At 28.1% G+C, this 14,716-nt stretch carries 14 protein-coding genes; 3 read left to right on the forward strand and 11 right to left on the reverse strand.

All coding sequences use genetic code 11. From position 1 onward, the window contains the following. Window positions 1-13 precede the first annotated feature (13 nt). A complete protein-coding gene (locus LJD34_RS07495) occupies window positions 14-586 on the reverse strand; it encodes an EFR1 family ferrodoxin (protein ID WP_227359573.1) in 573 nt (190 codons plus the stop codon). A 231-nt stretch (window positions 587-817) separates the two neighbouring features. Between LJD34_RS07495 and LJD34_RS07500 the strand changes: the two genes are divergently transcribed. Continuing rightward, complete coding sequence (locus LJD34_RS07500; protein ID WP_227359548.1) at window positions 818-1,222, forward strand: MerR family transcriptional regulator; 405 nt, start codon at window positions 818-820, stop codon at window positions 1,220-1,222. Between the two features lie 48 nt (window positions 1,223-1,270). On the opposite strand, the gene LJD34_RS07505 is transcribed toward LJD34_RS07500, so the two are convergent. From LJD34_RS07505 to LJD34_RS07525, 5 genes are all read right to left on the reverse strand, one after another. Beyond that, window positions 1,271-2,773: a glycoside hydrolase family 1 protein gene (locus LJD34_RS07505; RefSeq protein WP_227359549.1), complete on the reverse strand. Its 1,503-nt coding sequence runs from the start codon at window positions 2,771-2,773 to the stop codon at window positions 1,271-1,273. Window positions 2,774-2,787: 14 nt separating this feature from the next. After that, complete coding sequence (locus tag LJD34_RS07510; protein ID WP_227359550.1) at window positions 2,788-4,074, reverse strand: PTS sugar transporter subunit IIC; 1,287 nt, start codon at window positions 4,072-4,074, stop codon at window positions 2,788-2,790. A 174-nt stretch (window positions 4,075-4,248) separates the two neighbouring features. Next, a complete protein-coding gene (locus LJD34_RS07515; RefSeq protein WP_227359551.1) occupies window positions 4,249-6,162 on the reverse strand; it encodes a BglG family transcription antiterminator in 1,914 nt (637 codons plus the stop codon). 40 nt (window positions 6,163-6,202) lie between these two features. Next, window positions 6,203-7,606 (reverse strand): ROK family protein, encoded by a 1,404-nt coding sequence (locus LJD34_RS07520; protein ID WP_227359552.1) that lies wholly within the window; start codon window positions 7,604-7,606, stop codon window positions 6,203-6,205. Window positions 7,607-7,626: 20 nt separating this feature from the next. Further along, the gene (locus LJD34_RS07525; RefSeq protein ID WP_227359553.1) at window positions 7,627-8,247 is read right to left on the reverse strand and encodes a flavodoxin family protein; all 621 of its coding nucleotides are present in this window, start codon (window positions 8,245-8,247) and stop codon (window positions 7,627-7,629) included. Between the two features lie 131 nt (window positions 8,248-8,378). Here LJD34_RS07525 and LJD34_RS07530 point away from each other — a divergent pair, with 131 nt between their 5' ends. Then, complete coding sequence (locus tag LJD34_RS07530) at window positions 8,379-9,266, forward strand: LysR family transcriptional regulator (protein WP_227359554.1); 888 nt, start codon at window positions 8,379-8,381, stop codon at window positions 9,264-9,266. A 154-nt stretch (window positions 9,267-9,420) separates the two neighbouring features. On the opposite strand, the gene LJD34_RS07535 is transcribed toward LJD34_RS07530, so the two are convergent. From LJD34_RS07535 to LJD34_RS07555, 5 genes are all read right to left on the reverse strand, one after another. Beyond that, complete coding sequence (locus tag LJD34_RS07535) at window positions 9,421-9,996, reverse strand: metallophosphoesterase (protein ID WP_227359555.1); 576 nt, start codon at window positions 9,994-9,996, stop codon at window positions 9,421-9,423. An 8-nt stretch (window positions 9,997-10,004) separates the two neighbouring features. After that, window positions 10,005-10,994 carry a helix-turn-helix transcriptional regulator gene (locus tag LJD34_RS07540; RefSeq protein ID WP_227359556.1) on the reverse strand — a complete coding sequence of 330 codons (990 nt, stop codon included), beginning with the start codon at window positions 10,992-10,994 and terminating at the stop codon, window positions 10,005-10,007. 9 nt (window positions 10,995-11,003) lie between these two features. Next, window positions 11,004-11,636 (reverse strand): hypothetical protein, encoded by a 633-nt coding sequence (locus LJD34_RS07545; RefSeq protein WP_227359557.1) that lies wholly within the window; start codon window positions 11,634-11,636, stop codon window positions 11,004-11,006. Window positions 11,637-11,726: 90 nt separating this feature from the next. Beyond that, entirely contained in the window at window positions 11,727-12,896 is a 1,170-nt protein-coding gene (locus tag LJD34_RS07550; protein ID WP_227359558.1) for an aminotransferase class I/II-fold pyridoxal phosphate-dependent enzyme, read from the reverse strand. Further along, window positions 12,896-13,387: an Lrp/AsnC family transcriptional regulator gene (locus tag LJD34_RS07555; protein ID WP_032090857.1), complete on the reverse strand. Its 492-nt coding sequence runs from the start codon at window positions 13,385-13,387 to the stop codon at window positions 12,896-12,898. Before LJD34_RS07555 ends, LJD34_RS07550 begins: the two co-directional genes overlap by 1 nt. 136 nt (window positions 13,388-13,523) lie before the next feature. On the opposite strand from LJD34_RS07555, the gene nagA reads away from it, so the two are divergent. Further along, on the forward strand, window positions 13,524-14,663 hold the full coding sequence (gene nagA / locus LJD34_RS07560; protein ID WP_227359559.1) for an N-acetylglucosamine-6-phosphate deacetylase: 1,140 nt from the start codon (window positions 13,524-13,526) through the stop codon (window positions 14,661-14,663). The last annotated feature ends 53 nt before the right edge of the window (window positions 14,664-14,716 follow it).

Here is a 14,716-nt window from a genome sequence, read left to right on the forward strand (position 1 = left end):
ATTACAAATGTCTCTAATTAAAATGTAATGTCTCCAACCAAAATGTAAGTTTACAGTTTTCAACGTAGAATAAACCACGTGGACAGACATTCGTACAAATACCACAACCTACACATTTATCAGTGACAGTAATTTGTTCACCGTTAATTAGTTCTGGATTTTTCGCAAAGATTTCTTTGGTAGAAGCATGAAAATCTCTCCCTGCCTGTATTGCTTTAGGAATTTCTTCTTTTTTATTTTGAATATCTTGAAGTGCTTGTTGAATTTGTTGTTCAATATTTTTATTCATTGTCCTTTGTTCATTCATATCAAAGGATGGTAAGTAATTATCTACCATTAAAATAGAATTAATATAATTTACGTGTCTTCCTTTTTCTTCTAATAAACGTGCTATACATTCAGGAGCATCTGTGTCATCTTTTCCATAAGTTAAAATCAAATAGAAATAATCTGTTTCAAAGGTTGCCTTTTCTAAAAACTCTAAAACAATTTTTGGTGTTTCTCCAGCATAAACAGGATAAATAACACCAATTTTATCATCTTTAAAATGTAAGTTTTCTTGTTTTAATGCTTGTAGGATACTGATTGGATTAGCTTCTAATTATCTTGCGACATATAAACTATTTCCTGTTCCTGTAAAATAAAATAGCATATTCCTCTCTCCTTTTAATCATGTATTTTGTATTTATTGAGCCACTTTACTGGATAAGTATAATTAAAAGTATTCATTAATAATTCCCCCATTTCATCATTTATTATAGATTGCGATTGTAACTATCGGTCAAGTCCTCTAAAATAAATTTAGGAGATGATTTAAATGTATACCATGATGCAAGTATGTAGTGAAGTTGATATGACTTATCAAACATTAAAGTATTATTGTAATGAAGGATTAGTTACTCACGTTAAAAGAGATAAAAATAATCGTCGTATTTTTGATGAACATGGTGTTAAGTGGATCAAAGATCTTTCTTGTCTTAAAAGATGTAGCTTTTCTATTCAAAAAATGAAAGATTATTTAGACTTATGTCTAGAAGGTGAATCAACAGTTAAAATACGTAAAGAATTTCTTGTTAGAAAAAGAGAAAATTTAGAAAATACAATTCAGGAATTAGAAGAAAATATTGATTATATTGATTGGAAACAAAATTTTTATGATGATGTTTTAAGTGGTAAAAAGCCTTATGCTAGTAATTTAATTAATATAAAAAACGAGAAATAATCTCGTTTTTTATGTGCATTTCTATTTTGGGAAGAAATAAATATTATTTTATTCTAAAATTTCACCGTTTGATTCTATCACTTTTTTATACCAATAGAATGAATCTTTTTTTATTCTTTTTAAACTTCCATTTCCTAAATCATCTAAATCAACATATACAAAACCATATCTTTTTTTCATTTCACCTGTTCCTGCTGAAACAATATCAATACATCCCCACGTTGTATAGCCTAATAAGTCAACTTTATCTATTTCTACTGCTTTTTTCATTTCTTTAATATGATCTCTTATATAAGAAATACGATAATCATCATGAATTCCATCTTTTTCAATAATATCTTCGCTACCCATTCCATTTTCTACAATGAATAAAGGTTTTTGATATCTATCATATAATTCATTTAAAACAAACCTTAATCCTTCAGGGTCTATTGGCCATCCCCATGCAGTTTTTTCTAAATAAGGATTAGGCGATGCTTGTTGTCCTCCTGTTGTTGTTGTATTAGGTGAGAACCTATCATAAGCTGTTGTACGATAATAAGAGAACGCTAGATAATCGGAAGTATTTTCTTTTAACCACTTTTCATCTCCTGGTTCCATTTTTAATGTAAAACCGTATTCATCAAAAATTGATTGTGCATAATTAGGATAATACCCTCGACAAGTAACATCACTAAACATTAAAGCTTTTCTTCTAAATTCGTAAGCCCCAAAAACATCATCAGGATGACACGTTGCTGGATAAATACCTGAAAGTGCACACATTGTTCCTAACATAAAGTTTGGATTAATTTCTCTTGCTATTTTATTAGCCATCGCGCTCGCTACTAACATATGATGAATAGATTGAAATTTAATACCAGCATCTTTTAAAGGAGTTTCACCTTGATTAGAATGTTTACCACTCTTACGATTATTAGAAGCTAATCCTAGCGTCCAATATCCACCTAAAACATTAATTTCATTAACTGTAATCCAATATTTAACTTTATCTTTCCATCTTTCAAATAATACTTTTGCAAATTTTAAATAAAAATCAATGAGTTTTCTATTGATCCATCCGCCATATTTTGTTGCTAAATTCAATGGCATATCAAAATGTAAAATTGTTACTAATGGTTCAATATTGTACTTCTTTAGTTCATCTATTACATTGTCATAAAATTTTAACCCTTCTTTATTAGGTGTATCATCATCTCCATTAGGAAAAATTCTTGTCCATGATATAGAAAGTCGATATGTTTTAAATCCCATTTCTGCCATTAATGCAATATCTTCTTTATAATGATGATAAAAGTCAGTGGCTTGATGACTAGGATAATAATATCCTTCTTTTAAGACTCCTTTATATCCAAAGGGAATACATTCTCCCATTTGAATTGTTGTTTCTTCTCCTTGATCATTTTGACAATAAATACGGCGAGGATCATCTTTCGTTCCATTTGTGAGTAAATCATGAACGGCAATACCTCTACCTCCTTCTTGCCAACCACCTTCATATTGATTTGCAGCAGTAGCGCCACCCCATAAAAAATTCTTTGGAAAACTCATACTCTATTCCTCCATTATTTATTTTCAATTTCAACTTGTTTATTAGAAAGTAATACAAATGGAATCCAAATAACAAATGTAACTGCTAAAATAATTGCTTGAACAATAATACCATTAAATCCATAACTAATAAATCCTGTGATAAACACTGGTAAACCTGGTGGACAATCTAAAATACCACATGTAATAAAACCGATATTTGTCGCACCTATTGCAATTAAAGCAGCAATAGCAGAATTAATAATAAATGGAATAGCAAAAATTGGATTTAAGACTAAAGGTAAACCAAATACCACTGGTTCATTAATTCCACAAATACCTGGAATTAATGAGAATTTAGCAATAGATTTGTGATCTTCTCTTTTTGAAAAAATGAAAATAGCAATAAGTAATGATAAAGTGATACCACCACCTCCAACAACAACGAAACTCGTCCAAAAACCTCTCGTTAAAATATTAGTAGCAACTCCACCAGCTTGTACAGCAGAAATATTTTCAGCAATACCTGCAGCAGATAATGGTCCTCTAACTCCTTCAATAACCATACCACCATGAATTCCTAAGAACCAGAAAATTTGATTGACTAAGGAAAGAATAACAATACCCACTGTTGTATTAGCTAAAGCTTGTAAAGGCACTTGAATAATATTATAAATCCAAACATTTATGTAATTACCAGTATAGGCATTAAATAAACATCCTGCTACAGAAAATACTGTAATAATAATGAAAATTGGAATTAAAATATTAAATGATCTTGCAATTCCTGTTGGAACTGAATCAGGCATTTTAATTTTAATAACATCAATATTTGTTAATACTTTAAATAACTTAACTGCTAAAATTGACATAATCATTGAAACAAATAAACCTTGTGCTCCAATAACACCAGATCCTAATCCACTTGAAACAACTGGATCTTTTAAACCTTCGACAACTGTACTAATTGTATTTGGACATACAGCTAAATAAGATAATAACCCAATTAATCCACTTTCTAATTGAGGTACTTGTTCTTTTTCTGCTAGTTTATATCCAATAAGAAACGCTATTGGTAATGACATACAAGAAATAGTTACAAAATTGATTGTAGTAAATGCAGGTGATAACTTTGATAACCATGGTACCCATTTAGCTAATCCATTAGCTCCCGCAACTAATATATTCAACATACTTCCAAATGATCCAACAATAATAAATGGAACAAACATCGTAAATGCTTCTTTTATTGAACCAAGATATTTATTTGATTCAACTTTTGCACTAATTGATAATAAAACATTTTGCAATTTATCTTTCATTAAATTTCCCTCTTTCCTAAAAAATAATAATTTCATTTCTGCAGATTTGATTTCTTTTTATTTTTCAACATTATTATAATCATCACCTATTATGGAACTCAATGTGTAAAAATTCTATATTATTGTGGAACTTTTCAAAATGCAAAAAAAACTTTGAATAATTCAAAGTCTCTTTTAATTTAAGATTTCTTCTATTTCATTAAAAATTTTTATTATCTCTTCTTCACTTTGTTTCTTTATTATTCTTTTAATGTACACTGAATTTTGTGCTAAATAAGATAATTCTTTAAATAAATCAAATATATTATAGTTCTTTTCATTTCCAATAAGTGGCATAACAATTAATTGAACTTTCTTTTTATTCCATAAAATGGGTTTTGTAAGTATACCAATAATTACTTTCGGATTTTGATTAGAACTATTACTAGCTAAAATAGCAATTTTGTTTTCTAATTCATAATTTGAAATCTGATCACTTTTGAGAATATCATTCATCAACTCATTATTATTTATCGTATTTTTAATAATAAATTCAATAGCTTCTTCTTTGGTATTTACCTCAATATTATTTAAAATTAAATTATTTTCTATGTAACTTTCCATATGAAAATCTTCTTGATTATCGAAAAAAGTTAAAATTCTTTTTTTATCATTATCATTTAAAAAATAATTAACTTCTATCATAGGTATTGGTAGACTATATTTTATTGGAATACTCGATATAAGAAGATCAACACCAGTAAAGTCATATTTTTTTAACCCTATATAATCAACCGTTTTGATTTCATTTATATAATTCCAGTATATTTCTTTTATTTTATAAGCCAATGTACTTGATGTTCCTCTTCCTATTCCACACATAACTAATATATTCTTTTTCTCTTTAATTTGTTTACGATAAAGTGCTAATTCTATATGTAATGCTACATAACCAATTTCTTCATCACTTAAATGATTACCATGATAATCAACAAGTTGTTTACATGCTGTTGTTGCTAAATGATAAGCTAAAATATTTTGTTGTTTAATTTTGTCTATGAGCGGATTTTGTAAAACTACATTGTACCGTGAGCGGACTTCTAAAGGAATAAGATGTAAAAGTAATGATTTTCTTAATTCATTATCTTGATAAAAATCAATATGCCATTGTTCATAAATTGCCTCAAACATAGAGTCTACAATTTTATTTACATCAAAATTTCTAATAATACGATGAACACTTTCATCAATGTTTTTAATAATTCTTTTTGACGCTAAATGAATGGATAGTGATACAATTTCTTGATCACCCATTTCAATATTAAATTCTTTGTCAATTCTTTTTGCAAGTTCTACTGCAACAATGCTATCTGTCCAGCGTGAAACATCAATAATCATTTTTTCAGTTGCATTTAATATTATTCCTTGATTAATTCTTCTTAACGATACAAAAATATCAATAATAAAATTTTGAACAGCTACTTCTGACATAGAAATTTTAAACATCATTAATACATCATTTAAAATATCACTAATTTTTTGTATAATTTCTAACTCTTCTCCATTAAATTGATATCCCGGAAAATTTTCTCTTTGATCAATATAAGAAATATATATTGATGATAAACATAAGCGCTTATTAAATTCACGTCCTTCTATTTTCATTCCATAATGTGATTTTTGTTCTAATGTTAAATCATATTGTTTTAAAGACTTTCTAACTGATTTTAAACTTTGTGACAATACAGAAGGAGAAACATATACCAATTCACATAACCTTTCTAATTTCACCCAATCATTTGTTTCAATTAAATACTTTTCAATCCAGTCTTCTCTTTCTGTAACACTTAAAAGAACATTATCTTTAAAAGGTCGATAAGAATTACTCAAATTAACATACTCTTCAATATCATTGATATTAATTCGTATACCATGAGATGGTTTTACTTCTATAAAGTTATTTGAAGCTTTCATTTCTTCATTTAATAATTGAATATCTTTTAAGATTGTTTTTGTACTTACATTACATATCGCACTTAAATTTTCTGATGTAACATAATCTCCCGCTTCTTTTAAATATTTTAATATAATATAGTTTCTTGTATTCATAATTTAATTATAGTATTTTAAAAAAATTAATAAAAGAGAATCATCTATGATTCTCCTCTAAATGATCCATACATAATTTAGTAATACCATCTAACATATAATACCAAGGTTCTTTAATAGAATAGAAGGTGGGGATGAATTCTTTTGGCACAAAAGAAAGTAATCCTTTTTCTATCTCTAAAGTATCTGGTGTCATCGGTGAATAAAGTGCAATAGCATCAGGCCCAATTAAGGAAATGGATGGTAATAATGATTTAATTACAAGTTCCTTAACACCTGCTTGACTCCAAGCAAGTTGTTGGCAATCATCTGATAATTGCATTCTTCTTAAAAAGAAACGTACTTCTCCCGCAATTCCTTCTTTTCCTGTAATAACTTGCCCATTTACAAGGATTCCTTGACCACCAATACCAAAACCAAAAGGTTGTGAATGGAAAATGATATTTTTATATTCTTCATGTTCCAAAGAAAATCCTACTACCGCCGCATTAGCATTATTATAAATAAAGACATCGATATGATATTTCTTTTCAAATTCATTTCTAATATCTTGATCTCTACCATCAATGGTTGAACGTAGATGTTGATTATCTTTAATAATACCTGGTGTAGCAATACCAATAACATCAATTGTATGATGTTTTAATAAAACAGTATCGATAATATCATACAAATCATTCATATCAAGACTTGCTTTAATAATCGTTTGTTGATCAATAATTGTTGATTTATCATAAACGCGATAATAAATACGAGTTTGTGCTCTATTAGTTGATAAAACAATTGAAAGAATACGTTTATTTGATTTTTTACAACAGTGACATTTCTTAACTTGTTCTTCTTTCTTTTCTTTATTATAATTTTCAATTTCACTTTGAATAAATTTAATCGCACCAATCGCATCATAACTTGCAAAAGTTGCTGTTGGTATTTGTAAAACAAGTTTATCAGGTAAACTTTCTTGTAATCTTTTTAACATATAGCCAATTTGTGGAGCTATTAAAATAAGATCATAATTTTCTACTTGTTCATAAATATTTGAATAAGCAACCGCATCAAAGTGATAATCTTCCCCTAACATTTCTACTACAGAATTAAGGTTATCTGCAAACATTGATGTTGTAAGACCTGAGGAACAAGATAATAAAATACGGGTTGTTTTTTTGTCTTTTAAACCAATTAATGTTTCAATCATTTCATCATAAAGTTGATGAGCATGATTTTCATCATTAAGTTCAAAATGAAGATAAAACTGCACTTCTTGATTTTTATAAGAAATAATATTAAATTCAACAATTGTTCCATTGGTAACATCAGTAAATTGAATGGTAGCTTCACCATAAGATGTTGTTAATTTAATTGTTTGTTCACTTTCTATGTTGATTTGATAATCATCATTTTGATGATCAATAATCCATTTTTTAAATAGATCAGATGTATACATTTTATCTTCACACCTTTCTTTTATCTTATAAAGTTTGTACGATGGAATTTTTCTTTTTCTGGTAAACCATATTTTTCTTTACCATCATGAATACATTTCATTAAAAATGACATGTTTCTAGCAAGAACGCGCATTGTTTGTAATCCTTCTTCATCTTGGCTTGCTTCTCCCATTTCTCTACCATGGATTGCATTCCAATATTGTGAAGAAGCAATTGGCATTCCTGAAATAGCAAAAAATTTATTGATTTCATCATAAGTTGAGGAAATACCACCACGTCTTGCGACAATCGCACTAGCTCCTACTTTCATACTTTTATCAAAAGATGTACTATAGAATAATCTTGTTAGAAAAGCAATTAAGGTTGCATTGGCAGAAGCAAAATAAACAGGTGTTCCTACTACAAGACCATCAGCTTCTTCAAATTTTTTAGCGACTTCATTGACACAGTCATCAAAAACACAATGATCTAATCTTGTTTTACATGACATACAAGCAATACAACCACGAATATCTTTATTACCGACATGCACGATTTCACTTTCAATTCCTTCTTGATCAAAAATCTTAACCATTTCATCTAAAGCAATCTTTGTATTTCCTTGAGGACGAGGACTACCATTAATAATTAATACTTTCATTTTCTTTCTCCTTTTTCCTTTAACTTTATTTTAATCATTATTTATTCTATTGTACATGACTAAAAACAAATATCACTATAACAAAAAGTTATAGTATGTTATAATACGAAAAAAGACGAGGACGTAATACAATGATTGAATTTAACCAATTAGAACATCTTGTGGCTATTGCAAAAAATAAAACGATTTCTAAAGCAGCTGAAGAACTTCTTATTTCTCAGCCTGGCCTTACAAAATCCATGCAACGTTTAGAAGAAGATTTAGGTTTATCGTTATTTAATCGTAAGAAAAATAAAATAGAATTAAATGATAATGGTTTACTTGCGGTTGAATTTGCGAAAAAGTTACTTGATGGTAGAGAAGAAATGATCAAAGAACTGACAAAACATAATCAAAATTATTTATCTTTTGCCAGTTGTGCACCTGCTCCTTTATGGGGAATTGAATATACTTTTCAAACAAATACAAATTCACAATTTGAAAGTTATCTTATTCAAGATGAGCAAACACTCATTGATTGTTTAGAAAATGGAGACTATTCATTAATTGTATTAACACATCCTTTAGATAATAAAAACTATATTTGCCAAGAATTCTTAAATGAATCACTTTACTTATCTGTGCCTCCGGCACATCCTTTAGCACCATTTAAAGAAATTTCATTTTCTGATTTAGATGGACAAAGTGTTCTTTTATTATCACATATTGGATTTTGGAATGAAGTATGTAAACAAATGATTCCTAAATCTCATTTGTTATTTCAAGATGATCCCTTTGTCTTTAATGAACTTACAAAGATGTCTGCTTTGCCTAATTTTAAAAGTAATATTACAATACAAAGAGACAATGAAGAAGATAATCGTATTTTAATACCAATCACAGATAAAGAGGCTCATGTTAACTACTATGCTATTTATCCAAAAGACAAAAAACAATTCTATCAACCACTTCTTAAACAAATAAAAGATCTTGATTGGAAAAAAACAAAAGATTTACCTAAAGTATTCAATAATCAATAATAAAATATTTCTATCTAAAAAGCTGTTACATTTGTAGCAGCTTTTTAAAATTCAACAATTTCATTAAACATAAATATCATACAATCTATCTTTTTATCAGTATGAAAATGTCCACAATACCATTTCTTATAATCTAATCTTAATTCTAATTTATCTAAAAAAATTCTGTACTATAATCTACTTTTAAAGGATTAATACTTTTCATAAACACTTCTCGCGGAAGATATTTATAAGGACAAGTATGAGAAAGTACAACATCTATTTGTGGATTCTTTTCTACATACATTAAAAGTTTATCTTTTATTTCTTCACTAGGTTGTTCACTTGAATACCAATTATATCCCATTTGTAGACGATAGTTTTTATCAACACTATAAGCTCCACCAATAACTAAAACACTTTGTTCATTAAATTGATACACTTCACCATCTTTCGCAAATAATATATGAGGATATTCTTCTTCATAATATACAAGACCACCATGAAATATTTTTGTTTTATAGCCTTCTATATTTTCAGGACGTTCTTCATGATTTCCATGTATACAAAAGAAAGTCATTGGATATTGTAAAAGACTATTTTTTAAATAAATATCTTGTTCATTGGCGTAATAGTTAATACCTGCATCTCCTAAAACAATCATAAGATCATCTCTTGTTGTTTTATTTTTACAACAAAATGCATAAACCTCACTAAAATTTCCATGCTTATCACCTGTTATATAAATCATAATTTCTCCTATTGATATTGTTTTAATGTCTTTTTAATTCTTTTTTTCATTTCTTCTTGTAAAGAATAAGGTTTAATAACTGTAATTTTATCTTGTAACATCATTAACCACCCTATTAATCCTTCATTAATTAAAACATCTTTTACTATTAAATGATACCGATTTTCATAATCCTTTGTCACACGATTATCTTGTCCAAATTTATCAACAACTTCTTTAATAATCGATTGATCAAAACTAATCTCTAAATCTTCTTTTTCTCCGGAAATATACATATTAATTGGATTATCAATTTGTTCTACATCAAATTGTTCCCCTTCAAAATATTTACTCTTATGATTTCTTACAAGTCTCATACGATCTAATCGATAAAGAGATAAACTATCTGGTCTTTTATCAAAATAACCAATCACATAATATTTAGAATTATTTTGAATGAGTTTATACGGAGAAATAATATAAAATTCTTTATTATCTTGATGATTACCATGGATATTTGATATTTCTACCAACCTATTTCTTTTTATTTCATAATTAACATACTTAAAATAAATATTTTTCTTTTCATTAATAGCTTTAATAATGGTTGTCATATTTAATAGCAAATCATAATTTCTTATATCATTTTGTCTAATTGTTTGATTTTGAATACGGGATAATTGTTTATTTGAACTTAATGTTTGTAATTTTGTAAGTAGTATATTTACTTCTTTTTGATCTAAATCATTATTATAAAGAATACTATCCCATAAATATTGTATTTGTCCATCATTAAAGAATTCTTCATTTATTGTATAGCCTTTACGATGTTTAGTCTTAATGATTTCTTTTTGATAAATATACTTCGATAATTCATTAATATTTTTTATGGCTTGATAAACCGTTTTAACATCAACTTTGATTCGATATTTTTCTTCAAGTTGCCCTTTTATTTCAATAGCAGGTATATAATCTAATGATTCTTTGATAATAAGATATGTGTAATAGAGTCTGTCCATAGTTTTCTCCTATCTTGCATAATTAAGTGAATATGTCTTGTCTTTATGATACAACATTTCATAACGATATGGTGAATAATTATAAAGAGATTTTTCAAAGCGTTTAAAGGCTTCATCAAGTGTTACAAATGGTAAATGAAAATAAGCTTGTTTATATTGTTTTTCTAATAAAAGAATAAGACTTGCTTGATAATGTGTTTGTTCATCACTCATCATTTTATAATGTGTCATACCTAAAATGACTTGATTGAGTTGATTCATTTTAAATGTAAGCAAATGCCTTACTAGACAATAAATTTCTATATTAAAATCACTATGATCTAAAATATAATAAAATAAATTATATTTATATTCGACTAATGGTTTAAAATGTTGATTGATTAATAAATTCATCATGATTAAATGATATTCCATTTCATTATAAGATAAACTACAATCAATATATCTTTTAATATTTGAAAAAAGCCATAATTGAATATCTTTTCTTTTATTTAATTTTCTTTTTAATTGAAAAACATCAATACACGTATTCATTAAATCATAAATATCTTGTTGATAAATTCCATCACTATGAATTAATAAATACGTTTTTACTTCCATAATTGATACATCTGTCATTTGTTCATAACTTTTAACTACCATTAAAATCATCCCCTTTTCTTTATCTATATTATAGGAAAATGATGATTTTTATGATTAATTTGTATCTGCTTTAAATCCAAAAAAAAGGAGTTAAATAACTCCCTTATTTTCTAAGAATTTTCTAATTTTCTTTGTTGCCGCTTTAAGTTCTTCTAAACTATAGGCATAAGAAACACGAATATAACCTTCTCCAGCTTCACCAAAAGCACTTCCTGGCACGCAGGCTACTAACTGATCATTTAATAATTCTTCACAGAATTGTTCCGATGTTAAACCTGTTGATTTGATGCATGGGAAAACATAGAAAGCCCCTTGTGGTGTAAATGTTTTAAGTCCCATTTCATTAAATGTTTTGACTAAGAAATTTCTTCTTGCAAGATAAGCTTGTCGCATTTTTTCAATTTCTTCGTCACAATGTCTCATTGCTTCAATGGCACCATATTGAGCACATGTTGGTGCTGACATAATGACATATTGATGAATCTTTTTCATCATTTTAATAAGATATTCATTAGCAAGAACATAACCTAAACGCCATCCTGTCATCGCATAAGCTTTTGAAAAACCACTCACTAAAATAACTTGATCTTTGATTTCATCAAAAGATGCAATTGAACAGAATTTATGTTCATAAGAAAGTTCTGCATAGATTTCATCAGTTATGATCATAATTCCTGATTCTTTAAAGATAGGCACCAATTTTTCATAGTCTTCTTTTGTCATAAATCCACCTGTTGGATTACTTGGATAGTTTAAAAGAATGGCCTTTGTTTTTTCATTGATAGCTTCTTTTAAAAGTTCAGGTGTTAATTTAAATTCATTTTCTTCAGTTAAAATAATGTTTCTTACTATTCCACCAGCAAGTGCAACACCTGGTGTATAAGCAACATAACTTGGTTGTAATAAAATGACTTCATCACCTGGATTAATAATTGTTCTAAAGGCTAAATCGATTCCTTCAGATCCCCCAACAGTGACAATACATTGTTCTGGTTTATAATCTAAATTAAATCTTCTTTTTTGATATTTACAAATTTCTTTTCTTAATTCTAATAATCCTTGATTAGCAGTATAGAAAGTTTTTCCTTTTTCAATTGAATAGATTGCAGCTTCTCTAATTGTCCAAGGGGTTGCAAAATCAGGTTCACCTACCCCTAAAGAAATAACACCTTCCATTTGATTAGCTAAATCAAAAAATTTACGAATTCCACTAGGTGGAATATCCTTTACAATAGGATTTACAATTTTTTCAAAATCCATTATGGAGTTACCAATAATCTTTCTGCTGCATCTTTATTATCATCCTCAACAAGTTTACCCATATTTTTATATTGTTTCAAAACATACATTGTGGCTGTTCTTTCAATACCTTCAATAACCGCTAAACGACTATTAACGAATTTAGCAACTTCCACCATTGTTTTTCCTTTAACAATTAATAAAAACTCATAATTTCCCGCTAATAAATACATTGTATCTACTTCTGGAAAATTATAGATTTTTTTTGCAATACGATCATATCCATAATCTCTTTCAGGTTTCGCATTAACTTGAATCACAGCTGTACACACATCGTGATTTGTTTTATCCCAATTGATCAAAGTATGATAACCATAGATTGTTTTATTTTTTTCTAAATCTTTAATTGTCTTATCAACATTTTCTTCTGTTTCGTTTAAGGCGGCCGCAAGATCAACGACTTCCATTTTCGCGTTGTTTTCAATTAATGATAAAAGTAAATTTTCATCCATATCCTCTTCCTCCTTATTATGACTCTAATTATATACTAATTTAGAGGTAAGGTAAATTGAATTTTTATTAGAAATAAGAGGAGTTGTTTCTTGTCTAGATAAGTAAAGTGTTCTATAATAAATATGAGGTGAAATTATGATTATACAAAGTAAAAAAGTCTGGATTGCGGATCAATTCACGCCAGCACAATTAGAATTAGAAGATGGAATTATTAAAGAAATATATCCTTACAATGAAAAAGAAGTTACGAAAGATTATGGAGATTTAAGAATTCTTCCTGGCTTTATTGATATTCATTGCCATGGAGCTTATGGTTTTGATACAAATGATGCTAATCCTGAAGGATTAAGAAAATGGGCAAAAGGAATCGTTGATGAAGGAGTTACTTCTTTCCTTGCGACAACTCTTACTCAAAGTGAAGAAGTTCTTACAAACGCGGTAAGTAATGTCGCAAAAGTTGTAGAAGAAGGTTATGAAGGTGCAGAAATCTTAGGTATTCATTTTGAAGGTCCTTATTTAAATAAAGCACATAAAGGAGCTCAACCTGAAGAATATTGTGTAAAACCTAATATTGAACAATTTAAAAGATATCAAAAAGCTGCTCATGGTTTAATTAAATATATTACTATGGCTGTTGAAAATGATGAAGATTACGCTCTTACAAAATATTGTAGTCAAAATAATGTGGTCGTAAGTATTGGACATTCAAATGCAACTTATGAACAAGCTGTTCAAGCATACGCTCATGGAGCAAGAAGTATGACTCATGTTTATAATGCAATGACACCATTTACGCATCGTGCAAATGGTCTCGTTGGTGGAGCCTTGCGTATTAGAAATATGTATGGAGAAATTATTTGTGATGGAAATCACTCAACTCTTGCAGCTTTAAATAATTTCTTTACTTCTAAAGGACCTGATTATAGTATTATGATTACTGATTCATTAATGTGTAAAGGATTCCCTGTTGGTACTAAATTTGATTTTGGTGGACAAGAAGTTGTTATTTATCCAGATGGAAGTGCTCATTTAGTAGAAGCAGGTAACTTAGCTGGTTCTACTTTAAACGTAAACAAAGGATTAAAAATCTTAATTGAAGATGCTTTAGTTCCTGTTAATTACGCGATCAATGCATGTACATCAAACCCAGCAAGATGTTTACATGTTGATGATCGTAAAGGAACAATTGGCGTTGGTTATGATGCTGATCTTGTTGTTTTAGATAGAGATTATGAAGTTGTTCAAACTTATTGTAAAGGCGTTGGGCAAAAATAATTATTTTAAAGATATAAAAGATAAAGTGAGCTAAAATTATGTAGCTCACTTTT

Origin of the sequence: Faecalibacillus sp. MSK20_93, from assembly GCF_020589945.1 — a bacterium.
GTDB lineage: Bacteria > Bacillota_I > Bacilli_A > Erysipelotrichales > Coprobacillaceae > Faecalibacillus > Faecalibacillus intestinalis.

Excerpts from the sequence above, each read along its gene's own strand:
- LJD34_RS07535 (WP_227359555.1), bottom strand. The coding sequence starts at position 9,996 with ATGATTTATATAACAGGTGATAAGCATGGAAATTTTAGTGAGGTTTAT.
- LJD34_RS07525 (WP_227359553.1), bottom strand. The coding sequence starts at position 8,247 with ATGAAAGTATTAATTATTAATGGTAGTCCTCGTCCTCAAGGAAATACA.
- LJD34_RS07500 (WP_227359548.1), top strand. The coding sequence starts at position 818 with ATGTATACCATGATGCAAGTATGTAGTGAAGTTGATATGACTTATCAA.
- LJD34_RS07555 (WP_032090857.1), bottom strand. The coding sequence starts at position 13,387 with ATGGATGAAAATTTACTTTTATCATTAATTGAAAACAACGCGAAAATG.
- LJD34_RS07505 (WP_227359549.1), bottom strand. The coding sequence starts at position 2,773 with ATGAGTTTTCCAAAGAATTTTTTATGGGGTGGCGCTACTGCTGCAAAT.
- LJD34_RS07545 (WP_227359557.1), bottom strand. The coding sequence starts at position 11,636 with ATGGTAGTTAAAAGTTATGAACAAATGACAGATGTATCAATTATGGAA.
- LJD34_RS07550 (WP_227359558.1), bottom strand. The coding sequence starts at position 12,896 with ATGGATTTTGAAAAAATTGTAAATCCTATTGTAAAGGATATTCCACCT.
- LJD34_RS07530 (WP_227359554.1), top strand. The coding sequence starts at position 8,379 with ATGATTGAATTTAACCAATTAGAACATCTTGTGGCTATTGCAAAAAAT.
- LJD34_RS07540 (WP_227359556.1), bottom strand. The coding sequence starts at position 10,994 with ATGGACAGACTCTATTACACATATCTTATTATCAAAGAATCATTAGAT.
- nagA (WP_227359559.1), top strand. The coding sequence starts at position 13,524 with ATGATTATACAAAGTAAAAAAGTCTGGATTGCGGATCAATTCACGCCA.
- LJD34_RS07520 (WP_227359552.1), bottom strand. The coding sequence starts at position 7,606 with ATGTATACATCTGATCTATTTAAAAAATGGATTATTGATCATCAAAAT.
- LJD34_RS07510 (WP_227359550.1), bottom strand. The coding sequence starts at position 4,074 with ATGAAAGATAAATTGCAAAATGTTTTATTATCAATTAGTGCAAAAGTT.
- LJD34_RS07515 (WP_227359551.1), bottom strand. The coding sequence starts at position 6,162 with ATGAATACAAGAAACTATATTATATTAAAATATTTAAAAGAAGCGGGA.